General features: G+C 71.2%; 21 protein-coding genes. 20 read left to right on the top strand and 1 reads right to left on the bottom strand.

All coding sequences use genetic code 11. The features are described 5' to 3' along the window. The first annotated feature begins 46 nt into the window (after positions 1-46). Positions 47-178, top strand: a complete 132-nt coding sequence (locus tag ABZ404_RS26495; protein ID WP_358835152.1) for a hypothetical protein — start codon at positions 47-49, stop codon at positions 176-178. Positions 179-282: 104 nt separating this feature from the next. Next, entirely contained in the window at positions 283-477 is a 195-nt protein-coding gene (locus tag ABZ404_RS26490) for a hypothetical protein (RefSeq protein WP_358835551.1), read from the top strand. A gap of 143 nt (positions 478-620) precedes the next feature. On the opposite strand, the gene ABZ404_RS26485 is transcribed toward ABZ404_RS26490, so the two are convergent. Next, entirely contained in the window at positions 621-1,067 is a 447-nt protein-coding gene (locus ABZ404_RS26485; RefSeq protein WP_358835552.1) for a hypothetical protein, read from the bottom strand. A 311-nt stretch (positions 1,068-1,378) separates the two neighbouring features. Between ABZ404_RS26485 and ABZ404_RS26480 the strand changes: the two genes are divergently transcribed. From ABZ404_RS26480 to ABZ404_RS26395, 18 genes are all read left to right on the top strand, one after another. After that, complete coding sequence (locus ABZ404_RS26480; protein ID WP_358835553.1) at positions 1,379-1,579, top strand: DUF5708 family protein; 201 nt, start codon at positions 1,379-1,381, stop codon at positions 1,577-1,579. A gap of 195 nt (positions 1,580-1,774) precedes the next feature. Further along, complete coding sequence (locus ABZ404_RS26475) at positions 1,775-3,160, top strand: endonuclease/exonuclease/phosphatase family protein (RefSeq protein ID WP_358835554.1); 1,386 nt, start codon at positions 1,775-1,777, stop codon at positions 3,158-3,160. Positions 3,161-3,293: 133 nt separating this feature from the next. After that, complete coding sequence (locus tag ABZ404_RS26470; protein WP_358835555.1) at positions 3,294-4,025, top strand: hypothetical protein; 732 nt, start codon at positions 3,294-3,296, stop codon at positions 4,023-4,025. Between the two features lie 622 nt (positions 4,026-4,647). Beyond that, complete coding sequence (locus ABZ404_RS26465; protein WP_358835556.1) at positions 4,648-5,310, top strand: hydrolase; 663 nt, start codon at positions 4,648-4,650, stop codon at positions 5,308-5,310. A gap of 5 nt (positions 5,311-5,315) precedes the next feature. Further along, positions 5,316-5,831 (top strand): DoxX family membrane protein, encoded by a 516-nt coding sequence (locus ABZ404_RS26460; protein WP_358835557.1) that lies wholly within the window; start codon positions 5,316-5,318, stop codon positions 5,829-5,831. Positions 5,832-5,942: 111 nt separating this feature from the next. Further along, a complete protein-coding gene (locus tag ABZ404_RS26455) occupies positions 5,943-6,521 on the top strand; it encodes a DNA starvation/stationary phase protection protein (RefSeq protein ID WP_358835558.1) in 579 nt (192 codons plus the stop codon). Between the two features lie 118 nt (positions 6,522-6,639). Further along, complete coding sequence (locus ABZ404_RS26450; protein ID WP_358835559.1) at positions 6,640-7,593, top strand: alpha/beta hydrolase; 954 nt, start codon at positions 6,640-6,642, stop codon at positions 7,591-7,593. Positions 7,594-7,610: 17 nt separating this feature from the next. Further along, positions 7,611-9,476: an amidohydrolase gene (locus ABZ404_RS26445; protein ID WP_358835565.1), complete on the top strand. Its 1,866-nt coding sequence runs from the start codon at positions 7,611-7,613 to the stop codon at positions 9,474-9,476. A gap of 16 nt (positions 9,477-9,492) precedes the next feature. Next, on the top strand, positions 9,493-10,230 hold the full coding sequence (locus ABZ404_RS26440; protein ID WP_358835560.1) for a GPR1/FUN34/YaaH family transporter: 738 nt from the start codon (positions 9,493-9,495) through the stop codon (positions 10,228-10,230). Between the two features lie 153 nt (positions 10,231-10,383). Further along, positions 10,384-11,127 carry an alpha/beta hydrolase gene (locus ABZ404_RS26435; protein WP_358835561.1) on the top strand — a complete coding sequence of 248 codons (744 nt, stop codon included), beginning with the start codon at positions 10,384-10,386 and terminating at the stop codon, positions 11,125-11,127. Positions 11,128-11,210: 83 nt separating this feature from the next. Further along, positions 11,211-12,542: an extracellular solute-binding protein gene (locus tag ABZ404_RS26430; protein WP_358835562.1), complete on the top strand. Its 1,332-nt coding sequence runs from the start codon at positions 11,211-11,213 to the stop codon at positions 12,540-12,542. Then, positions 12,542-13,507, top strand: a complete 966-nt coding sequence (locus ABZ404_RS26425) for a sugar ABC transporter permease (RefSeq protein ID WP_358835563.1) — start codon at positions 12,542-12,544, stop codon at positions 13,505-13,507. The genes ABZ404_RS26430 and ABZ404_RS26425 overlap by 1 nt, the downstream gene beginning before the upstream one ends. A 5-nt stretch (positions 13,508-13,512) precedes the next feature. After that, a complete protein-coding gene (locus ABZ404_RS26420) occupies positions 13,513-14,391 on the top strand; it encodes a carbohydrate ABC transporter permease (protein ID WP_358835564.1) in 879 nt (292 codons plus the stop codon). Next, a complete protein-coding gene (locus ABZ404_RS26415) occupies positions 14,388-17,156 on the top strand; it encodes an AAA family ATPase (protein WP_358990952.1) in 2,769 nt (922 codons plus the stop codon). The genes ABZ404_RS26420 and ABZ404_RS26415 overlap by 4 nt, the downstream gene beginning before the upstream one ends. A gap of 134 nt (positions 17,157-17,290) precedes the next feature. Next, complete coding sequence (locus tag ABZ404_RS26410) at positions 17,291-18,127, top strand: alpha/beta hydrolase (RefSeq protein ID WP_358833798.1); 837 nt, start codon at positions 17,291-17,293, stop codon at positions 18,125-18,127. A gap of 102 nt (positions 18,128-18,229) precedes the next feature. Continuing rightward, entirely contained in the window at positions 18,230-19,315 is a 1,086-nt protein-coding gene (locus ABZ404_RS26405; protein WP_358833799.1) for an LLM class flavin-dependent oxidoreductase, read from the top strand. Continuing rightward, positions 19,312-19,926: an FMN reductase gene (locus ABZ404_RS26400; protein ID WP_358833800.1), complete on the top strand. Its 615-nt coding sequence runs from the start codon at positions 19,312-19,314 to the stop codon at positions 19,924-19,926. The genes ABZ404_RS26405 and ABZ404_RS26400 overlap by 4 nt, the downstream gene beginning before the upstream one ends. Positions 19,927-20,045: 119 nt before the next feature. Then, entirely contained in the window at positions 20,046-22,877 is a 2,832-nt protein-coding gene (locus tag ABZ404_RS26395; RefSeq protein ID WP_358833801.1) for an AAA family ATPase, read from the top strand. Positions 22,878-22,909: the final 32 nt, after the last annotated feature.

The following is a 22,909-nucleotide window of genomic DNA, read 5'->3' as shown; positions in this document are numbered from 1 at the left end:
GTAGGCAGAAGTAAGAAGTACACGTTCTGAACAGGAGAGTGACGCGATGAACGACCTGGTGACGCTGGCTCAGGGCAACCGCCCGGACGGTCCGTCCTGGTTCCCCTACGCCTTCGTGGCGGTGGCGGTACTCGTCGCGATCTTCCTGGCCGTCCGTATGCGGAACAAGCGCCGCTGAACACCGGGTGGGCGGCCCCGTCGGGGCCGCCCACCCTCACCTTCCCTCCTCCTCACCCCTCGCTCATCCCTCCTCCCTGCTTCTGACTCCGGAACGGTGTGCCGATGCACGTACTCGTGGGACTCTTCCTGCTGGCCCTGGGGCTCGTCTTCGCCCTGTTCGCCCCCCATCTGGCCACCACCGGCGGCACCCGGAGCGCGAAGCGGACCTTCACCACGTCCAACGTGGCGGCCTTCCGCCTCATCGGCGCCCTGATCGCCGTGGCGGGGCTGCTGTACGCGGTCGGGGTCATCGGCTGAGGGTGTTGCGCGGCCGTGCCTGCCGTATCGCAAGGGGGTGGGACGGCGGCGTCCCGCCCGCAGGGCCGATCAGTTGCCGGAACACCTCAAGCACCTTGGCCTTCGGCCAGGTCGTCGTCGGGCGGACGTAGGACCTTCGCCGCTCAGACGCGACTGATCTTGGGGAAGGCCTTGTCCGTCTCGACGTAGTACTTGCGGACCAGCGGGCCGAATCCGTCCTGCGCATCGCCGAGGATCACGGCTTTGATGATCCGAACGCTCTTCGCCTCATCGAACGTCCCCACCTTCTTCTCGGTTTCCCCGAGGACCAGCGGTTGCCACATCCTCCGGAACTCCGCCGTAGCGCTGACGTCCGGGTCGAAGCCGAGATAGCAGCGGCGTCCAGAGAGCTCCTGCCCGACGGCCAGGAAGACGATCACATGGAAGCTGGTGGTGAACTTGCTCGCGCTCCCACCCACGTGTTCGGTCGGGCCGTTGATGAAGACGGCACGACCGGCCTTCACCGCTTCCTCGACAGCGGCCCACTTGCCCTCGATCTCGAACGGCGTCGACAGGTCCGAGGGCACATGCAGCCCTGTTTCAGGGCTCAACAGCGCGCCGACCCTTCGAGCCCGCCCTTGGCAATCGGAACGTGCCGCGGGTAGAGCGGAGAGTGAAGGGCGGAAGGCAACCGGTCCGAGAACATCGCGGTTGTCAGAGGCCGACCCTCTGAAGGGCCGTCATAGCGCTCCCTCGGCCGGTGCAGGGACGGCGCCTCGCCGCCGTACATCGAACGATGCAGCGCAAGATCGTTCAGAGGGCTGAGGAGCAGTCCTCCTCGCCCCTCCTAAGGTGAGACTGATCCCCGTCTCCCGCACTGCACGCAAGCGTGGTGTGTCTCTGCCAGACAAGGAGTCCAGCAGTGAGCCCTGCCTCCAAGAACCTCACCGAAGGATCTGTGACCCTGCTCATCGGCCTGGCCTTGAAGCTGTTCACCGATGGAGTCGAGATCCCGGTCTTCACCCTCACCAAGGTGGGGGTGGTCATGATGGTCATCGGCGGCGGTCTGCTGCTCATGGGTCTCGTTCAGGCAGCGAGGACGACCGGCAAGTCGATCGAATAGTTCGTGAGCCTTGGCGGCCGCAGGGCGGGGTGAGGGCCCAGCATGAGGTGGGTGGGCCTGGCGTCGAACTTGCGGTGGGTGCCAGAGCCGTGCACCGCCTTCGCGGGCCGGCGAGGGCGTGTGCGGAAGCGGCCGGGCGGCCGGGAACGCGGCACCTCTGGCAGGTCCACATCAGGCATTCCCTATCCTCCCTGTATGAAAAATCGTCTGCGCATGCCGCGGCTGCTGGCTGCCACGCTGATCGGGGTGCTCCTGCACGCCCTGCTCGGCATGCCCGCCACGGCGGCCGTGCCACCGCTGCCCAACACCTCGAAGTCGGCCGGCCAGCAGTGGGAGCTGTTTTCGCTCGCCACCGCCAAGTACGTCTCGGTGGAGGCGGCCGGCGGCGACGAGCTCCACGCGCGGGCGGGCACCCCCGGCGTCACCGAGCAGTTCACCTTGCACACCGACAACACGGCCAAGGGAGCGACGGTCTCCATGCGGTCGCAGGCGAACGGCCGGTACGTGACGGCGGAGTTCGGCGCCGGAGCCGAGGGCCGCTACGGCAAACTGCGGGCCCGCACGGACGGCCCTCCCGCCGCCTGGGAGAAGCTGGAACTCGTGCCACAGCCGCAGGCGGGCGCCGATGTGTACGCCCTGCGTTACCACGACGGCACCCAGGAGCGCTATGTGAAGGCCGATGCCTCGGCGAATGGCGACGGGCTGCTCCAGGCCCGTGCCTCGGCGGTGGCCTCGTGGGAGCTCTTCCGTCTGGTGGCCGTCGCCGCTCCCGCCGAACCCTCGCCGCCGCCGGCCGCGCCCCTGCGCGCGATCAAGGCGCTGACCTGGAATGTGTGCGCTGACAACAACAACGCCTGCGGCTTCTACCACACGGCGGCGGGCCCGTTGGCGGACCAGATCGTGGCCCGGGCGAAGACTGCGGGACACCCTGATGTGATCATGCTTGAAGAGTTCTGCGAGAAGTTCGCCAAGCCGGTGGAGCTGGCGCTGGAGACGCAGCTCGGCGGCGGCTGGGACGTACGGTTCGCGCCCGTCCAGTACGAGGTGCCCGGCACGAAGGTCAAGGCGCAGAAGAACTGCCGACCGGACGCCTCGGGAGCGGACCGGGGAGCGTACGGGGTGGCGCTGGCCGTGCCGGAGGAGAACACCTGGTACCGGGCAGTCGAACTGCCTTCCCCGCCCGGCGTCGAACAGCGAACCGCACTGTGCGCCACGGTGGTCTCCTGGGCGGCCGAGGTGTGCGCCGCGCACTTCAGCACGGGCGGCCCCGGCTATGACGACCCCGACCGCACCTTCCAGCCCCAGCAGGCACAGACCCTGCGCCAGGCGGCATCCCTGCCCGGCTACCGCGCGCTGCTCGGCGGTGATCTCAACGCCGCGCCCGCAACAGGCGTACCGGCCACGCTGTACGCCGCCTTCGAGGAGTGCGACGCGCACTCGGCGACACCGAACCAGCCGACGGCGGGCAGCAGCAAGATAGATTACCTGTTCGGCGGGGGCAGTTGGACCGGCTGCGGTGTCGCGGCGGATACCGGTTCCTCCGACCACCGGGCGGTGTGGGGCACGCTCACGCTTCCCTGAAGACGCGGATCACAGCCGCCCTGCGTGCCCCGGGCGCCGCCTCGCATGTGCCGCCCCCGCGCTCTCGGCCGGACGCGACGGGGCGGGCGTTTAATCGGATGTGCGCGCGGCGCGGGGCTGTTAGGTTCGTTGTGTGCCGAAGCTGAATCAGATCATCGCAGTCGAAAAGGGTGTCAAGTCCAAGGCTCTCCAGGAGCTCACCCAAGCTCATCAGGACGTGCAGAAGCCCGCCCTGCTGGCGGGTATCTCCCGGACCTACCAGCCCAAGGACGAGGAGGGCGAGCAGTTGCCGCCCGAGTCCACGCGGGTGCAGATCAAGGCTGAGGACGCTCTGCGGGCGACCGCCGGGACGCTGACGCGGCTCTTCGACGTGACCGCGACGAAGGACTGGGCGAACCGGTCCGCGGCCGCGGACGTGGTGGTCGACGGTGCGGTGCTGTTGCCCCAGGTGCCCGTCCCGTACCTGTTGTTCCTGGAGAAGCAGCTCACCGACCTGCACACCTTCGTGCGCAAGCTGCCGGTGCTCGACGCCTCGGAGTCGTGGAACCTGGACCCGTCGACGGACTCGTGGAAGACGGACCCGGTACGGACCATCCGCACGAAGAAGGTTCCGCGCAACCATGTGAAGGCCGAGGCCACGGAGAAGCACCCGGCGCAGGTCGAGGTGTACTACGAGGACGTTCCGGTCGGTTACTGGACCACGGTGAAGTTCTCCGGCGCGCTGCCCGCCCGGCGGGTCAACGAGCTCCTCGATCGCGTCGAGAAGCTCCAGCAGGCCGTCAAGTTCGCCCGCGAGGAGGCGAACAACACCGAGGTCACCGACCAGCGGGTCGGCGACGCGGTATTCGGCTACCTCTTCCGGTAGCCCCACATACGCCCTCCGTCGCGAGCGGAGGGTGCGCGATGAGCGCAAGCTGAAACTGATGTTGAAGCTGATGAAGGGGTGTCAGTTGGGGGTTCGAATCCCTCCCTCCGCACTGCGCGCGGGGGTGGCCCAAGCCTGGCAGAGGCGGCCCCATGAAACTCAGATTCTCGCTCCAGTCTCAGTATTCGCCGCCGAACACCGGATCGACCGAGCGTGGGCGAACATCGACGGATGGGGGTTCAAGTCCCCCCGGCGCCTCTTTCGTGGCGCTGTAGTTCAAAGGCAGAACACGTCGATCTCAACATGACCCGCGGTTCTTAAACGCCGTCGGTGTGCGCAAATGGGTGGCAAGCTGGAGCCCGGGAGCTGGACATGCTCCCGGGCTCCGTCACGTTCCGGCCCGCAGCTTGTGCGGTGACCGGGACGGGTGCCGGGACTGCCACAGGGGGGTCCTTTGTGTGCCTCGCGGCCGGTGAAAGCGCACCCCTGACCGGTTGTGCGCTGTCGTGCCAGTTCCTGGGCGCAGGAGGGCAACGAGGCCGGTCGGGTCGCTCGTAGCTTGAAGCAGTGCCGAGCCGCAGGTGCGGCGGGCACGCTGCCGATGGTTGCGAAAGGACCTCTCATGTTTGATATCAACGCCGTTCACGCTGCGCCCAGTTCGGACCTGCTCACGCCGGACAACGCGGTCATGCTGTTCGTCGACCACCAGCCGCAGATGTTCTTCGGCACCGGCAGCGGCGACCGTGCCGCGATCATCAACAGCACCGTGGGCCTTGCCAAGGCTGCTCAGGCCTTTGACGTACCGACAGTTCTGACCACGGTCGCCGCCGAGTCGTTCTCCGGGCCCCTGCTGCCGCAGCTCGCCGAGGTGTTCCCCCAGCACGAGGTCATCGACCGGACCACCATGAACGCCTGGGAGGACGAGGCGCTCGTCGCGGCGGTCAAGGCGACCGGGCGCAAGAAGATCATCCTGTCGGGTCTGTGGACCGAGGTCTGCCTGGTGCTGCCCGCGCTCTCGGCGCTGGAGCAGGGGTATGAGGTGTACGTCGTGAGCGACGCCTCCGGCGGCGTCAGCCCGGCCGCCCATGAGCACGCCCTTCAGCGGATGATCGCCGCCGGTGCGGTGCCCGTGACCTGGGTCCAGGTCCTGCTGGAGCTGCAGCGCGACTGGGCGCGGCAGGAGTCGTACGGCGCGGTCATGGAGATCGTCAAGGCCCACGCCGGTGCGTACGGCCTGGGCGTCGTGTACGCGCAGAGCGTCATCGGCGCGCACGCGGCCGGCTGACCCCGGTGGACACCGGCATTCTGATCCTGCGTCTGCTGGTGGGGCTGCTGGTCGCCGGCCACGGTGTGCAGAAGGTCAGCTCGCACTTGGGTGGCAAGGGACTGGCCGGCGGTACCGAGGAGTTCCGCGCCGACGGTTTCCGCGGCGGTGCCCTCACCGCCCTGGCGGCGGGCGGCGGTCAGATCGGCTCGGGCCTGCTGCTCGCCGCCGGCCTGTTGACCCCGCTCGCCGCGACCGGCGTCACCGGGGTCATGACGGTCGCGCTCACCGTGAAATGGCGCCACGGGCTCTGGGTGCAGAACGACGGATACGAGTATCCGCTCGTCCTCATCGGCGCTGCCACCGCCCTCGCGGCCACCGGCCCCGGCGCCTGGTCGCTGGACTCGGCCCTCGGTCTCACGCCCTTCCCGCTGTGGTGGGCCGCCCTCGCGCTCGTGGCCGGTCTCGGCAGCGGACTCCTCGCCCGGCTCGTCCTGCACCAGCGGGCCCCGGCGGCCCCGCACGCCGCCGCCGGCAGGTGATGAGCGCGTGCCAACCGCTCAGCACCTGCCGCGCTGAACCGGTTCGGCCGCCCGTGTACCCCCGACCGGGCGGCCGGACCTTCCCCCTCTCTTCCTCCTCAGGAGCACTCGATGGACACCCTCACGCCCCCGCCCGGCGGCGGCCAGCCGCTGCTGCATCAGAAGGGTGCCGAGACCCAGGCGTTCGGCACGCTCAAGCAGTTGCCGATCGGCCTCGGCCACGACACCCGCATGTACGGCTGCCAGCGGCTGAACCGCGTCCTCGCCGACACGCAGATCCTCTACTCGCTCTACAAGAAGCACCACTGGCTCATGCGCGGGGCGACCTTCTACTCGCTCCACCTGATGCTGGACAAGCATGCGGAGGCGCAACTGGCCATCGTGGACGCGCTGGCCGAGCGGGTCCAGAGTCTGGGCGGCGTCGCCCTCGGGGACCCGCGCCATGTCGCGGAGCTGACGGCGATCCCCCGTCCGCCGGACGGCGTCGAGCCGGTGCCCGTCATGCTGTCGCGGCTCCTCGACGCGCACGAGCGGATCCTGATCGACTCCCGGGACGCCGCCGCCCGGCTCTCCGCAGAGGGCGACGAGGGCAGCGCCGACCTTCTCGTCTCGGATGTCGTCCGCATCGGTGAGGCGCAGGTGTGGTTCCTGGCCGAGCACCTCGTGGACACACCTTTGGTGCGGGGCTGACGGACACGTACGACGTCCACGTGGTCGTGGTCGGGGGCGGACCGGCCGACGAGGCCGCCGCCGAGCTGAACCTTCGACCGCACCCCATCTTGTCCATCCCCAGAAGGAGAACCCCCGCATGAAGAACCGTCCGGTCCTCGAACCCGCCGCCCAGGCCTTCGCCGAGGCCACGGCCCAGCCGCCCTACCTCTACCAGATCCCCGTCACCGAGGGCCGCAAGGCCGTGGACGACGTCCAGAGCGGCGAGGCTGTTCCCCTGCCCGCCGTCGATGAGGAGTGGATCACCGTCCACGGAGGCGTCACCGGCGACGTGCGTGTCCGGATCGTGCGCCCGAGCGGCGCCACCGGACCCCTTCCCGTCATCCTCTACATCCACGGCGCCGGCTGGGTCTTCGGCAACGCCCACACCCATGACCGGCTTGTCCGCGAACTCGCCGTCGGCAGCCGGGCGGCCGTGGTGTTCCCCGAGTACGACCTCTCGCCCGAGGCGCGCTATCCCGTCGCGATCGAGCAGAACTACAGCGTCGCCCAGTGGGTCGCCCGGGAGGGCCACCACAAGGACCTCGACGGCACGCGGATCGCCGTCGCGGGCGACTCGGTCGGCGGCAACATGAGCGCCGCCCTCACCCTCATGGCCAAGCAGCGCGGCGATGTCACGCTCGTCCAGCAGGTCCTCTTCTACCCGGTCACGGACGCGCGCTTCGACACCGACTCGTACCACCGGTTCGGTGAGGGCTACTTCCTGCGCCGCGACGCCATGAAGTGGTTCTGGGACCAGTACACGACCGACGAGGCCGAGCGCGCCCAGATCACCGCCTCCCCGCTGCGCGCCTCCCTCGACCAGCTCACCGGCCTGCCGCCGGCCCTGGTCATCACCGCCGAAGCCGACGTCCTGTGCGACGAGGGCGAGGCGTACGCGGCGAAGCTCCGTGAGTCGGGCGTCCCCGTCACCGCCCTGCGCGTGCAGGGTGTCATCCACGACTTCGTGATGCTGAACGCCCTGCGCGAGACGCAGGGCGCGGAACTCGCCATCGGCGTTGCCACCGCCACCCTGCGCAAGGCCTTCGCATGAACGGGTTGTCAACGAGCATGCCGGTGGCGGGACTTGTCCCCGCCGCGCGGACGCAGCCCGGGCACGCCGACCTCTTGGTCCGCAACGCCAAGGTGTTCACCGGTGACCCGGACCGTCCCGAGGCTTGTGCCGTCGCCATCCGCGACGGCCGGGTCGCGGCCCTCGGTGACGACCATGACCTCGCCCACCTCGTCGGGCCGGGGACGAAGGTCGTCGACGCCCTCGGCCGCCGGGTGATCCCCGGCCTGAACGACTCGCACCTGCATGTCATCCGGGGGGGTCTGAACTACGTCCTGGAGCTGCGCTGGGACGGCGTACGAACCCTGCGGCACGCCCTGGCGATGCTGCGCGAGCAGGCCGGCCGCACCCCCAAGGGCCAGTGGATCCGGGTGGTGGGGGGCTGGACCGCCGAGCAGTTCGCCGAGCGCAGGATGCCGACCGTCGCCGAGCTGAACGCCGCCGCCCCCGACATCCCGGTCTTCGTCCTGCATCTGTACCAGTCGGCGCTGATGAACCGGGCCGCGGTGCGGGCAGCCGGTTTCACGCGCGAGACCCCCGACCCCCGCGGCGGGCAGATCGTCCGGGGGCGGGACGGCGAACCCAACGGCGTCCTGCTCGCCGCTCCCAGCGCTCTGATCCTGTACTCGACCCTGGCCAAGGCACCGGCTCTCGACGAGGCCGACAAGCGGACATCGACACGTCACTTCCTTCGTGAGCTGAACCGTTTCGGTCTGACGTCCGCGGTCGACGCCGCCGGCGGGTTCCAGAACTTCCCCGACAACTACGCCACGGTCGTCGACCTCGCCAGGTCGGGGGAGCTGACCCTGCGGATCGCCTACCACCTCTTTCCTCAGACGGCCGGGCAGGAGCTCGCCGACCTGAAGCGCTGGACCGAGATGGTCGAGCCGGGGGACGGGGACGAATGGCTCCGGCTCAACGGCGCGGGTGAGAACCTCACCTGGGCGGCCGCCGACTTCGAGAACTTCTCCGAGCCCCGTCCCGCGCTCGCGGAGGGGTACGAGGCCGAGTTCGAGAAGGCGGTCCGGCTGCTGATGGAGAACGGCTGGGGCTTTCGGCTCCACGCCACGTACGACGAGACGATCCGCCGCGACCTGGCCGTCTTCGAGAAGGTCGCGGCCGAAGGACTGTTCCCCGGCGGCAACCGCTGGCTCTTCGATCACGCCGAGACCGTCTCCACCGACAGCCTCGACCGGATCGCCGCCCTCGGCGGCGCCGTCTCGGTCCAGAACCGGATGTCCTTCCAGGGCGCCGCGTTCCTCGACCGCTACGGCGCCGATGCCGCCGCCCACACTCCGCCGGTCCGGGCCATGCTCGACCGGGGCCTGACCGTCGCGGCCGGAACCGATGCCACCCGTGTCTCCTCGTACAACCCGTGGGTGGCACTCCACTGGCTCGTGACCGGGCGCACCGTCGGGGGAACGGCGCTCTACCCGGCCGGGAACCTGATCGACCGGGAGACCGCCCTCGGTCTGTACACCCGTGGCGGAGCGCAGCTCACCGGCGAGCAGGACGCCAAGGGAACCCTGCGCGCGGGCTGCTACGGCGACCTCGCGATCCTGTCCGACGACTACCTCACGGTGCCCGAGGACGTCATCCCCGGCATCGAGTCCGTGCTCACCGTCGTCGGCGGCCGGATCGTCTGGGCGAGTGCGGAGTACGAGGGGCTCGACGCGGCCGTCCCGCCGGTCAGCCCGCAGTGGAGCCCGGTGGCCCACTTCGGCGGCTACCAGAGCGGCGCCCTCCAGGCATCGGCCGTGGCCGAGGCCGTCGCCGAGTCCGAGCAGCACCGCCGCTGGCGCGTGGCGCGCGGCTCCGTTCCCGAGATGACGCCGTCCTTCGTCGACCCCTGCTTCGATCACTGAAAGAGAGATCCACCCGATGACCGCAGCCTCTCCCGCAGCCGAAGGCGGCGACAGCCCGGCGCCCCCGCCGGACGCCATCCCGGGGCGCCGTTTCGAGCCGGACCTCCGGTCGATGACCCGGATCACCCTGCGCCCCATCGCCTCACCCATGCCGCTCGGCTTCTTCACGATCGCCATCGCTTCAGTGATGACGGGCTGTCTCCAGCTCGGGTTCTTCGACGAGGCGGCGCGCCCCGCCGTCGCCTACACCGTCCTTCCGGCCTTCGTCCTCCAACTCCTGGTGAGCGTTCTGGCCTTCGGTGCCCGTGATGTGATCGCGGCGACGCTGATGGCGGTGTTCGCCGGCAGCTGGCTGCCCTACTCGCTCGTCATGCTCACCGGCGCGGACGACGGCCTTCAGGTCCTGGGCGTGTTCAACCTGGCGCTCCTGTGCTTCGGGGCGCTGATGACCGCCGTGACCCGGCCCAAGCGCGCGCTGTGGTTCGTCCTCGCGGTCTCCCTGCCCCGCTGGGCGGCCACCGGCCTCGCGGGCATCACGGGCGCCGAGTGGCTGACCCGCACGTCGGGTGCGCTGGGCTTCGTGGTGGCGCTGGTCGCGATGTACACGGCGTTCGCCCTGATGCTCGAGGACATGCGCAGCGAGCAGGTCCTGCCCATCGGCCGCAGCGGCCCCGCCCACCTCGCGGTCGAAGGCGACCTGGGCGTCCAACTGCGCAACCTCGAACGCCAGGCGGGCGTACGCCGCACGCTGTGACCGCACCCACCACTACCGCACACCGTGACAGCAACCGTGACGGCGCAGGAATACCCCTGGCACCGCAGGTGACGGACCGGCCCGAGGGGCACCGTGCCCGCTTCGGCTTCTGACACACCCCACAATTTCTTTCCCACTCAGAGGAGTACCCGCATGTCCCGACACGACCGTCCCACCGTCGTCCTGGTCCACGGCGCCTTCGCCGATGCCTCTAGCTTCGCCCGCGTCATCCCCGAACTGAGCGCCGCCGGCCTGGAGGTGGTGGCCCCGGCGGTGCCCAACCGCGGCCTCGTCGACGACGCCGCGTACATCGCCTCGGTGATCCGTGCCATCGAGGGCCCCGTGATCCTGGTGGGGCACTCCTACGGCGGCGCGGTCATCACCCTCGCCGGGACGCAGGACAATGTCCGTGCACTGGTGTACGTGGCGGGATACGCGCTGGAGGAGGGAGAGAGCCTGGGTGAGCTTCAGGGCCGCTTCCCCGACTCCGGCCTTGCCGACGCGCTCGTCTACACCCCGTTCCCGGTGGCAGGCTCCGCGGAGGAGGGCACCGACGTCTCGGTGGCGGTCGACCGGTTCCCCGCCCTGTTCGCCGCGGACGTCGACCCCGGCCTCGCCGCGGTGCTCGCCGTTTCCCAGCGCCCCCTGGCCGCACGTGCCTTCACCGAGGCGGCGCCCGTCGCCGCCTGGAAGACCAAGCCCTCGTGGGGTCTGGTGGCCTCCCGCGACCACACGATCAACCCCGATGTGGAGCGCTATGGCTATGAGCGCGCCGGCATGACCACCGTCGAAGTCGACTCCTCCCACCTGGTCATGCTTGCCCACCCCAAGGCCGTGGTGGAGCTGATCCAGGACGCGATCCGGTCCACCGCCCCGGGGCCCGATCAGGCCGACTAGAACGATTAGTCGATATTGTTCGAGCGCTGGTAGCTTCTGATCGCCCCCGAGAGCCTCGGCGGGCGATCGGAGGAGATCCACCCATGAGGTTCGGCGCGAGGACCGCGCTCGCCGTCATCGCCGTTGCCGCCCTTGCCGCCGCCTGTGCCGTTCCCCAGGACAGCGCCTCGCGGTCACACCCCACCGCGGATTGCGGCCCGTACGCCCGGTACGGCAAGCACCCCGCCACCAAGGTCACCGTCTACGCGGAGAACCGGGACCGCGAGGCCGACCTGTTCGAAGAGACCTGGGCGGACTTCGCGCACTGCACGGGAATCGACGTCCAGTACGAGGGGGACGGGGAGTTCGAGACCCAGATCCAGCTTCGGGTCGAGGCCGGCAGCGCGCCCGACATGGCGTTCTTCCCTCAGCCCGGCCTCCTGGAACGCTTCGCGCGGGCCGGCAGGCTCAAGCCCGCGAGCGCCGGAGTCGCGACCCTCGCGAAGCAGGGCTGGTCGGCCGACTGGAACAGCTACGCGACCGTGGACGGCACCCTCTACGGCACCCCGCTGATCGCGAACGTGAAGTCGTTCGTCTGGTACTCCCCGAAGTTCTTCCGGGATCGGGGACTGAGCGTTCCCCACACGTGGTCCGAGCTGATGGCGATCACGGAGAAGGTCGCCGCCTCGGGTGTCAAACCATGGTGCGCGGGAGTGGAGTCCGCCGAGGCGACCGGATGGCCCGTGACGGACTGGATTGAGGACGTCCTGCTGCGCCAGCAGGGCACCCACGTCTACGACCAGTGGGTCACCCACAGGATTCCCTTCGACGACCCGCGGGTGATCCGGGCCATGGACACCGTGGGGTCCCTCCTCAAGAACGACCGCTACGCCAACGGCGGCTTCGGTCCGGCCCGGTCGATGGCGTCGATCTCCTACCAGGAGGCCGGCACACCGATCCTCTCCGGCGACTGCGCGATGCACCGCCAGGCATCCTTCTACGCCGATCTGTGGCCGAAGGGAACGACGATCGGACCGGACAAGGACGTCTACGCCTTCCTCCTGCCCGGGGCCGAGCCGGGCGCCCACCCCGTACTGGGCGGCGGGGTGTTCACCGCGGCGTTCGCCGACCGCCCCGAAGTGCGGGCGTTCCAGGAGTATCTGGCCTCCGCGGACTTCGCGAACGCCCGCATGAGGAAGGGCCCCTTCGTCTCGGCGAACAGGGGGGTGGATCCGGCGAACGCCGCGACCCCGGTCGACAGGCTCTCCATCCAGCTGCTCCAGGACCCCGGGACCCAGTTCAGGTTCGACGGTTCGGACCTGATGCCCGCGTCGGTCGGCGCCGGGACGTTCTGGAAGGGAGCCGTCGACTGGATCGGAGGCGCCCCCACCCGGCAGGTCGCCGACTCCATCGAACGGTCCTGGCCGAGCCGCTGATGTCGTTCGACGCCGTTGCCCAGCAACCCAAGCTGCTGTACCTGCTCCAGGGCATCGCCGCCTTCGCGGCGGTGGTCTGCCTGATCCTGCTGGCGCTGCACCGGGGGCCGGTACGCAGGAGGTCCGCGGCCCTGATCCTGCTGACCCCCGCGCTGCTGCTGCTCGTGACCGGTCTGCTGCTGCCCGCCCTGCGCACCGTGATGCTGTCCTTCACCGACCGTGGGGGAGAGGCGTGGGCCGGGTGGGACAACTACCGGTGGCTGCTCACCGACCCCCGGGCGCTGGTGGCGCTGCGCAACACCGTGGCGTGGGCGGTGCTCGTGCCGCTGACGGCGACGGCGGTCGGTCTCCTGTACGCGGCGGCCGTCGTGCGGTCGCGGTTCAGGGGGTTCGCGCTGTCGCTCCTGCTGATGCCGATGGCGATCTCCTTCGTCGGCGCGGGCGTCATCTGGAAGTTCGTCTACGCCTACCGCCCCGCGCAGGCCGGGCAGATCGGGCTGCTGAACCAGCTCGTCGTCGCGTTCGGCGGCGAACCGCGGCAATGGCTCGCCGACTCGCCCTGGAACGTCCTGTTCCTCATCGTGGCGATGGTGTGGACACAGGCGGGTTTCGCGGCCGTCCTGCTGGCCGGCGCGATCAGGGCCGTACCCGCCGAGCTGATCGAGGCGGCCCGACTCGACGGTGCCCGCGCCCGGCAGATCTTCTGGCGGATCGTCATGCCGTCGATCAGACCCACGCTGACCGTCGTGGTGCTCGCCCAGGCGATCGGCGCCTTCAAGGCCTTCGACATCGTCAAGACCATGACCGGTGGGCAGTTCGACACGGACGTCATCGCCCACGACATGTACGACCAGGCCTTCCGCTACGGCGAAACGGGCCACGGCGCGGCGCTTGCCGTACTCCTCTTCGTCCTCGTCACCCCCTTCGTCGCCCACCAGGTCCGGGCGCGGCGGGGGAGAGGGTGAACGGTGTGCGGGAGCGTCTGGCCTCCCGCGCCTTCACGCTGCTCGCCGTGGTGATCGCGGTCCTGTGGACGACACCGGCCCTGGCTCTCCTGCTCTCCTCGTTCCGCCCCGAGCGGGAGATCAAGACGACGGGCTGGTGGACCGTGTTGGGTGCGCCCCACCTCACGCTCGACAACTACGGCGAGGTGCTGTCCGGCGGCGCCAACGGATCGGGGCGCCTGGCGGAGTACTTCGTCAACTCCGTCGTCATCGCCCTGCCCTCGGTGCTGTTCCCGCTCGTGGTGGCCTTCTTCGCGGCCTACGCCCTGGCCTGGATCGACTTCAAGGGGCGCGACGCGCTCGTCGTCGGCATCTTCGCGCTCCAGGCCGTGCCGCTCCAGATGGCGCTCGTCCCTCTCCTGAAGCTCTTCTCCCAGGGCTGGCTGTTCCTGCCCGCGTGGCACCTCACCGGTCCCGCGCGGTTTGCTCAGGTCTGGTTCGCCCACACGGCCTTCGCGCTGCCGTTCGCGGTCTTCCTCCTGCACAACTTCCTGGCCGCACTGCCCAGGGACCTGATCGAAGCCGCCCGGGTCGACGGCGCCTCGCACGGAACGCTGCTGCTGCGGATCGTGCTGCCGCTGAGCCGCCCGGCTTTGGCGTCCTTCGCCCTCATCCAGTTCCTCTGGGTGTGGAACGACCTCCTGGTGGCACTCACCCTGTCGGGAGGCACGGCCGACACCGCGCCCATGACGGTCAGGGTGGCGAGCCTGGCCGGGACGTACGGCAACGAGTGGCAGCGGCTCACCGCAGGAGCTTTCGTTGCGGCGCTCGTCCCGCTGCTCGTCTTCTTCGCCCTGCATCGGCACTTCGCACGGGGACTGCTCGCCGGATCGGTCAAGGGATGAGAGCCGACCGGACCGAGGCGGAACGCCGGGCGGCGCCCGCGGGCGGACGGGTGAGCCGGCCCGGGCTGCGGGGCCGCGAAGCCGAGCTGGAACAGCTGCGCGCCCTGGTCGAGGCGGTGCGCCGCGGCGGGGCGGGAGCGATCGCGCTCCTGCTGGGCGAGCCCGGCATCGGCAAGACCGTACTGCTGCGGGAAGCCGTCTCGCTGGCCCGGGACCAGGGATTCGCCGTCAGCCATGGACGCGCGGAGGAACTGCACGAACTGGCACCGCTGGCCTCCCTGGCCTCGGGGCTGCTGCACGGCGAGACGCCGCTGCTCGCCCGTGGGGACTTCGCCGACCTCGCCGTCCACCACGACCAGCGCATCTGGCTCGTCGAACGGCTGGCCCAGCTGATCGAGGAGCGCGCGGCGGCCACGCCCGTACTGATCGCGGTCGATGATGTGCAATGGGCCGACCCGCTGAGCCGGTTCGCCCTGAGCCTCCTGCCGGCCCGGCTGCTCGGCTCCCCGGTCCTGTGGCTGCTCACGGGCCGGCAGGACCCGCACCTGTACGGGCAGGGGCCGCGGGCGACGACCCTCGCTCTGCGTCCGCTGTCCGAGAGGGCCCTGGCCGAGCTGGCACGCGACGTCCTGGGCGCGCAGGTGCCGGAGCGGGTCGCGGAGCTCCTCGGCGGGGCGGGCGGCAACCCCTTCCTCGCGACCGAGATGCTCTCGGGCATCGCGGCGCAGGGCGGGGAAGGGCCGGACGTGCCCGAGCGCCTGGTCCTGGGCGTGCGCGGCCGACTGGCCGATCTGCGGCCGGACACCCTGCACTTCCTGCGGATCGGCTCGGTACTGGGCCGCGCGTTCTCGCTCGCGGACGCCGCCGCCCTGTGTGCCCGGCCCGCCTCCGCACTCGGTGCCGCGGTGGAGGAGGCGATCGCCGCGGCGCTCCTGCGCGATGACGGCGAACGCCTTCTGTTCCGCCACGACCTGCTCCGGGAGGCCGTGTACGCCGACCTCGCCCCCTCCGTGCGCCGGGCGCTGCACCGGGAGGCCGCACGCCGGCTCGTCGCGGCCGGCCGGAGCTCCATCGACGCGGTCCCCCATCTGCTGAAGAGCGCCGACCCTGGTGACACGGAGGCGGTCGCGCTGCTCGGCACCGCCGCCACGGACGTGCTCGCCGTCATGCCCGACCTCGCCGCCGACCTGTCGCTGCGGGCCCTGGAACTCGTACCACCCCGTGCGCCCATGCTGTTCGACGTGGGCGAGCGGGCGATTGTCGCGCTGACCCGCGCGGGCCGGTACACACAGGCACGGGAGACCGGCGACGCGCTGCTCGCCCGGCAACCGTCCCTGGACGTCTTCGCCCGCCTGCAATGCGTCCTGGGCGACGCGCTGTGGCACCTCGACGACATCCACGAGCTGACCCGCCGCTCGACGGCGGCGCTGGCGGCCGTCACCGACCCGGTGACCCGGGCCCGGCTCACCGCCCGGCAGGCCCTGGCCCGCTCCCGCGGCCGCGACCTGGAGGCCGCTCGCGAGAGCGGCGAAGAGGCGCTCGCCGAGGCGGAGCGGACCGGTGACCGCGAGGCCCGCGTCCTCGCCCTGTGGGGTCTCGGCGAGATCGCCCTCAACGCGGGCGACTGCGCCGCCGCCGTCCAACACCACACGGCGCTGAGCGTGTTCGACGCGGCCTTCCTTCCCGAGGAGGCCGTCGCACGGATCCACCTGGACGACTTCGCCACCGTGGCGCGGCTGCTCCGGACGGCGGACGACGCCCCCCTGCGTCCCGCCATGCTGATCTGGGCCCAGGCGACCCTGAACATGGGGCTGGGCCGGCTCGACGACGCGGACGCCGGCTTCATCACCGCCGAGCGGCTCGAAGCGGACCTCCACGTGCCCGGCAACCTGGTCAACATCCGCGTCAACCGCGGTCTGCTCGCGTTGCTGCGCGGTGATCGCGAAGCCGCGCGGGAACACCTGGATGTCGTACGAGCGACCGTGGCCGACCGGCCGAACACGGGCAACCACGCCACGCACCAGTACTTCGAGGCCGTCATCGCCGATGCCGACGGTGACCACGCGGCCGCGGCCGAACGGATCCGCTCCGTGCAACGGGACCACCCCTTCCTGCGGTGGCGGCTCCTGCGCCCTCACGTCGCCCAGGCCGTGCGCATCGCCCTGAACGGCGGGGACCGGAAGCTGGCCGAGGACCTCGCGGCCCAGGCTGGCGCACACGCCACGCGCAACCCCACCGTGCCGACCGCCCGGGGAACGGCCGCCCACGCGGCCGCCCTGGTGAGCGCCGACCACCACCTCCTGGAGCGTGCGGTCCGCATCCTCTCCACCGGCCCCCGGCCCCTGCTGCTCGCCGCCGCGTCCGCCGACCTCGGGCGCGCACTGCTGACCGTCGGCGACGCCGCCGCGACACCTGCCCTGACCAGGGCGTACGACCTCTACGCCCAGGCGGGGGCCGACGCCGAGGCCGACCGGGTACGGACCGATCCGGACCGGGCCACCAGCCGCCCCGGCCGGCGCACCGGACGGCTGCGGCCACGCGCCGACCAGGGCTGGGAGGCACTCACGGCCTCCGAACGCAAGGTGGCCCGGCTGATCGCCGCGGGTCACACCAACCGGTCGGCCGCGCAGGCCCTCGTCGTCTCCCCGCACACCGTCAACACCCATCTGGCGTCGATCTTCCGCAAGCTCGCGGTGCGCTCCCGGGTCCACCTGGCCCGGATCGTCCTCGCGCAAGACGACACCGCGACAGCCACCGGCGGCTGAGCGACCTCTGCGCCCCCGTGCAAGGGGTGGTGCGCGGGCGGACAACAGCGCGTGCACGGCCGGTCCTAGCGTGACGGGCATACCGCGCCGCCACGACGCGCGGACCAGCCGACCCGAATTGAGGAAGCGCCCCCATGCCGTACATCACCGTGGGCCAGGAGAACACCAACCCCGTCGAGCTGTACTTCGAGGACCAGGGGGCCGGGCAGCCGGTCGTCCTCATCCACGGCTTCCCGCTCGACGGCCGCTCCTGGGAGCGCCAGAGCGCGGCCCTGCTCAGTGCCGGCTACCGCGTGATCACCTACGACCGCCGCGGCTTCGGGCAGTCCTCGCAGCCGACCACCGGATACGACTACGACACCTTCGCCGCCGATCTGAACACCGTGATGGAGACCCTCGACCTGCACGACGCCGTTCTCGTCGGCTTCTCCATGGGCACCGGCGAGGTCGCCCGCTACCTCTCCACCTACGGCTCGGGCCGGGTCGCCAAGGCCGCCTTCCTGGCCTCGTTGGAGCCCTGCCTGCTCAAGAGCGACGACAACCCGCAGGGCGTTGCCCCGCAGGAGTTCTTCGACGGTGTCGTCGCCGCCGTCAAGGCCGACCGCTACGCCTACTACACGGCCTTCTTCAACGACTTCTACAACCTCGACGAGAACCTGGGCACCCGCATCAGCGAGGAGGCCGTCCGCAACAGCTGGAACACCGCGGCCCGCGGCGGCTCCTTCGCCGCGTCGGCCGCGCCCGCGACCTGGTACACCGACTTCCGCGCTGACATCCCGGCCGTCGACGTGCCGGCCCTGATCCTGCACGGGACCGCCGACCGCATCCTGCCGGCCGAGGGCACCGCGCGCCCCTTCCACCAGGCGCTGCCGTCGGCCGACTACGTCGAGATCGAGGGCGCCCCGCACGGTCTGCTGTGGACCCACGCCGAGGAGGTCAACACGGCCCTCCTCGCCTTCCTGGCGAAGTGACGCCGCACCGTTGACCTGCCGGGGTGGCACCGGAAGCCCCGGCGTCACCCCGCCCCCGGTTCCCGTGCGGGAACCGGACGAGCTCAGGAGAGCAGACCCCCCATGCAGTTCGGCATCTTCACCGTCGGGGACCTCACCCCCGACCCCACCGACGGTCGCACGCCGACCGAGAACGAGCGCATCAAGGCGATGGTCGCCATCGCGCTCAAGGCCGAGGAGGTCGGCCTGGACGTCTTCGCCACCGGCGAGCACCACAACCCGCCGTTCGTGCCGTCGTCGCCGACCACCCTGCTCGGTCACATCGCCGCCCGCACCGAGAAACTGATCCTGTCCACGGCCACGACGCTGATCACCACCAACGACCCGGTGAAGATCGCCGAGGACTTCGCGATGCTCCAGCACCTGGCCGACGGCCGGGTCGACCTCATGCTGGGGCGCGGCAACACCGGCCCGGTGTACCCGTGGTTCGGCCAGGACATCCGCCAGGGCATCAACCTCGCCAAGGAGAACTACGCGCTGCTGCGCCGGCTGTGGCGCGAGGACGTCGTGGACTGGGAGGGCACGTTCCGTACGCCGCTCCAGGCCTTCACCTCGACACCGCGGCCCCTGGACGGCGTTCCGCCCTTCGTCTGGCACGGATCCATCAGGTCGCCCGAGATCGCGGAGCAGGCCGCCTTCTACGGCGACGGCTTCTTCCACAACAACATCTTCTGGCCGGCCGACCACACCCGGCGCATGGTGCAGCTCTACCGGCGCCGGTTCGCGCACCACGGTCACGGCCGGCCGGAGGACGCCGTCGTCGGCCTGGGCGGCCAGGTCTTCATGCGCAAGAACTCCCAGGACGCCGTACGGGAGTTCCGTCCCTACTTCGACAACGCGCCGGTGTACGGCCACGGCCCGTCGCTGGAGGAGTTCACCGAGCAGACCCCGCTGACCGTGGGCTCTCCCCAGCAGGTCATCGAGCGGACCCTGTCGTTCCGGGAGACGGTCGGCGACTATCAGCGTCAGCTGTTCCTGATGGACCACGCGGGCCTGCCCCTGAAGACCGTCCTGGAACAGCTCGACATCCTGGGCGAAGAGGTCGTGCCCGTGCTGCGCCGGGAATTCGCCAAGGGGCGTCCGGCCGACGTGCCACAGGCTCCCACGCACGCGTCCCTGCGGGCCGTCCGGGAGGTGTCCGCCGCGTGAAGCTGACCGTCGTCTCCGCGGGGCTGAGCACCCCTTCTTCCACCCGGCTGCTCGCCGACCGGCTGGCCGAGTCGGCCCGCGACGAACTCACCGCCCGGGGGCGGACGGCGTCGATGGACGTGGTGGAGCTGCGCGAACTGGCCCGTGACATCGCCAACCACCTCGTGACGGGGTTCCCTCCGCCGCGGCTGGCCGCCGCGATCACCGCGGTGACGGCGGCCGACGGTCTGATCGTCGTGACGCCCGTGTTCGCCGCTTCCTACAGTGGTCTGTTCAAGTCCTTCTTCGACGTGATCGACCCGGACGCCCTCACTGGGAAGCCGGTCCTGATCGCGGCGACGGGCGGTACCGCCCGCCATTCGCTGGTCCTGGAGCACGCCTTGCGTCCGCTCTTCGCCCATCTCCGTGCGGTCACTGTCCCCACCGCCGTGTTCGCGGCGTCCGAGGACTGGGGCTCGGGCGGGGACGAGTACACCGACGGTCTGCCCGGCCGCATCCGCCGGGCCGCCGCCGAACTCACCGCGCTCATGGCGGCGCGCCCGGTCGCGCAGGAGCCCGAGGACGACGTCACCGCCCTCGAACGGCAACTCGCCGACCTGCGCTTCGACTGAGACGGGCCGCGGGCCGCCCGATGGCGGGCCAGTTCATATGGTTCATACTGTTCCGCCGTACCGCATGAGGACCGAGCCCGTCCCTTGCGGCCCAGGCCGGCGGAGTGAGCGTGAACCAGGTGACGACGAGGACCGCTCGCGAGGAGCGCGACGGCCCGCGGGTACCACTGCGCGGCAGGGACACCGAAATGGCGTTCATCGAGGCGCGGCTGGACGCGCTCGGCCGGGGCGAAGGCGGGATCGTCCGGGTCGGGGGTCCCGCCGGCATCGGCAGGTCCAGGATCCTCGCGGAGGCAGCAGCGGCCGCGCGCCGGCGCGGGATGCGGGTGTTCGAGGGGGCGGCGGAGCCCGACGAGCAGTTCGTACCGCTCGGGCCGCTCCTCGAAGGCGTACTCGGCGGCGAGGAACCGCTCTCGGGCGCTCAGCGCCTGCGGGATCTCGCCACGACACCCGGCCAGCGGTTCTGGCTGCTTCAGGAGATGGGGGAGCGCCTGCGGGAGGCGGCGCGCACGGGCCCTCTGCTCGTCGTCCTGGACGACCTCCAGTGGTGCGACGACCTGACCCTGCTCAGCTTCCACACCCTCGCGGCGGGACTCTCCTCCCACCCGATCCTGTGGCTGGTCGCCGTGCGCGGCGGCAGCGTGTCGGCTGGCGTGCGGACGACCCTGGACAGGATCCGGCATGCGGGCGCGCACGAGCTGGTCCTCGGAGCGCTGGGGGAGCGGGCGGTGGCACGGATCACCGAGGACGTCCTGGGCGCCCCCGCCGGGCCGGATGTCCTCCATCTCGCCCACCGCGCCCAGGGGGTGCCCCAGCTGCTCATCGAGGTGCTCGGCTCGCTGGACGAGGGGGCGGTGACGATCGACGACGGCACGGCCGGGCTGGCCGCCGAAGTTCCCGCCCCCCGCGTGCTCCCCTCTGTCGTGCGCCGCCTCGATGAGCTGTCCGGTGAGGCGCGGGAGCTGGTGCGGACGGCGGCCGCGGTGGGCGGCCCGGTCACCGTGGCGCTGCTGGCCGAACTGCTGGGCAGGTCCTCGGCGGCGCTCATCACAGCGGTACGGGAAGCACTCGACGCCGACCTGCTCGCCGAGCACGGCGATCGCCTCGTCTTCCGCCACGACCTGATCCGTGAGGCGGTCGAAGCAGCGCTCCCCCCGTCCCTGCGTCAGGCCCTTCAGCGTCGGGTCGCCGGGCTGTCGTCGGCAAGCGCGGCCTTTTCCCTCGCTCGTCCGGCACGGTCGGCGGGGACAGCGGGCCAGAAAGACGCGGCGGAGGCCGAGCGGCTGCGCACCGCGGCGGCGGACCTCGCGGCCACCGCTCCCGGACCGGCCGCGGAACGCAGCCTCGAGGCCCTGGAACTCACCGCCGCGGACGCTGGGGAGCGGCCGCAGGTCATCGCCGAGACGATCCCGTTGCTCTGGCAGACGGGCCGGGCCGCCCAGGCGCGTGAGCTGGGATGCTCCGCCCTGGCGGCCGGCACCCTCGGGCCCGGGGACGAGGCGCGCATCCGCCTGGCCCTGGCACGGCTGGCCGTACCATTCGACTTCTGCGAGGGGGTGCGGCAGGCCCGCGCCGGGGCGGCGCTGCCCGGGATCTCCGTGGCCGTGAGGGGACAACTGCTCGCCACGCTCGCCGTCTGCCTGTCGATGTCGGGCGAGCACGCGGCGGCCGAGGAGGTCGCCGCCCGGGCGTGGCAGAGCGCGGCGGCAGCGGGGGACCGCACCGCGGAGGCCACGCTGACGACGGTCCGCTCGGCCCTCAGTTTCCACCGGATGGACCTGACCGAGGCGTTTCGGCAGGCCGAGCGGTCCGCCGCGCTGGCCGACGCCCTCGGCGTCAGCACCTCGCTGTGGGTGCCGGAGGCCCTGTGGCACGCTCTGCTGTCGCACACCGTCGGACGCACCGCGCAGGCGCTCGCCGCCGCGGAGGAGGGCATCCGCATCACCGCGGAGCAGGGCCGGACGGCCGCCACCCGTATGTGGCTCATGACCCGCTCCCGCATCCTTCTGGAAGCCGGACGGCTGGCGGAGGCCCGGGCCGACGCCGAGGCTGCGTTTGAGGCGGCCGACGGTCTCGGCCCGGGCAGCCTCGCCGACGTCACGATCCGCTACGTGATGATGCGCGTCGCCGTCCATACCGACGACGGGGCGACCGCACGGGCGTACGCGGCGGAGGCGAGGCGTATGCGCGGCGACGGTGCACCCGTTGTGCGGCACTTCGGCTCCTGGATGCTGGCGCTGATGGCCGACTTCGAAGGCCGGCCCGACCGTGCCATGGCCGAGCTCGACGAGGTGATGGCGGCGCCCGCCGAGGACCGGCCCGCCTACGCCGGGTTGATCGATCCTGCGGACGCCCCGGTACTCGTCCGTCTGGCGCTGCGGGCCGGCGCGCACGAACGGGCCGCGCAGGCGGTCGTCCTGGCCGAGCGGCGAGCGGCGCTCAACCCCGGCCTCGCGTTCCTCGCCGCCACCGCCGCGCACGCCCGGGGCCTCCTCGACAACGACCTCGCCCCGCTCGTACGCGCCGTACGGCTGTACGAGGACTGCCCCCGGGTGCTGGCCCGGGCGTCGGCCCTGGAGGACGCCGGACGCAAGCTGGCGGCCACCCGCAGATCGGAGGCGGTGCCGTACTTCGACGCGGCCCTGACGCTGTACGCGCGAGCGGGCGCCGAGCGGGACGTCGTACGCGTGCGCCGGCGTCTGAGGGCCGCCGGTGTCCGGCGCCGGCCCTCGACGTCCGGGGCCGGCGGCGCGTGGCCCGAGCTGACGGTCGCGGAGATACGGGTCGTACGGCTCGTGGCCCGCGGGCTGACCAACCGGCAGGTAGCCGAGCACCTCTCCCTGTCACCGCACACGGTGAGTTCCCACCTGCGCAGGGCCTTCACCAAGCTCGACGTCACCTCGCGCGGGGAGCTGACCCGGCTGGTCGAGCAGCGCGACAGCGGAGAGTAGTGGCTTCGTATCCCATAAGGGTGCCGGGGCAA

This window comes from Streptomyces sp. NPDC005878 (assembly GCF_040629815.1).
In the GTDB taxonomy this organism is placed as follows: domain Bacteria; phylum Actinomycetota; class Actinomycetes; order Streptomycetales; family Streptomycetaceae; genus Streptomyces.
The sequence above is the reverse complement of the archived record's forward strand: the minus strand, read 5'-3'. Positions and strand labels throughout refer to the sequence as shown.

Excerpts from the sequence above, each read along its gene's own strand:
- ABZ404_RS26430 (WP_358835562.1), top strand. The coding sequence starts at position 11,211 with ATGAGGTTCGGCGCGAGGACCGCGCTCGCCGTCATCGCCGTTGCCGCC.
- ABZ404_RS26415 (WP_358990952.1), top strand. The coding sequence starts at position 14,388 with ATGAGAGCCGACCGGACCGAGGCGGAACGCCGGGCGGCGCCCGCGGGC.
- ABZ404_RS26435 (WP_358835561.1), top strand. The coding sequence starts at position 10,384 with ATGTCCCGACACGACCGTCCCACCGTCGTCCTGGTCCACGGCGCCTTC.
- ABZ404_RS26410 (WP_358833798.1), top strand. The coding sequence starts at position 17,291 with ATGCCGTACATCACCGTGGGCCAGGAGAACACCAACCCCGTCGAGCTG.
- ABZ404_RS26475 (WP_358835554.1), top strand. The coding sequence starts at position 1,775 with ATGAAAAATCGTCTGCGCATGCCGCGGCTGCTGGCTGCCACGCTGATC.
- ABZ404_RS26490 (WP_358835551.1), top strand. The coding sequence starts at position 283 with ATGCACGTACTCGTGGGACTCTTCCTGCTGGCCCTGGGGCTCGTCTTC.
- ABZ404_RS26425 (WP_358835563.1), top strand. The coding sequence starts at position 12,542 with ATGTCGTTCGACGCCGTTGCCCAGCAACCCAAGCTGCTGTACCTGCTC.
- ABZ404_RS26495 (WP_358835152.1), top strand. The coding sequence starts at position 47 with ATGAACGACCTGGTGACGCTGGCTCAGGGCAACCGCCCGGACGGTCCG.
- ABZ404_RS26405 (WP_358833799.1), top strand. The coding sequence starts at position 18,230 with ATGCAGTTCGGCATCTTCACCGTCGGGGACCTCACCCCCGACCCCACC.
- ABZ404_RS26445 (WP_358835565.1), top strand. The coding sequence starts at position 7,611 with ATGCCGGTGGCGGGACTTGTCCCCGCCGCGCGGACGCAGCCCGGGCAC.
- ABZ404_RS26465 (WP_358835556.1), top strand. The coding sequence starts at position 4,648 with ATGTTTGATATCAACGCCGTTCACGCTGCGCCCAGTTCGGACCTGCTC.
- ABZ404_RS26450 (WP_358835559.1), top strand. The coding sequence starts at position 6,640 with ATGAAGAACCGTCCGGTCCTCGAACCCGCCGCCCAGGCCTTCGCCGAG.
- ABZ404_RS26440 (WP_358835560.1), top strand. The coding sequence starts at position 9,493 with ATGACCGCAGCCTCTCCCGCAGCCGAAGGCGGCGACAGCCCGGCGCCC.
- ABZ404_RS26455 (WP_358835558.1), top strand. The coding sequence starts at position 5,943 with ATGGACACCCTCACGCCCCCGCCCGGCGGCGGCCAGCCGCTGCTGCAT.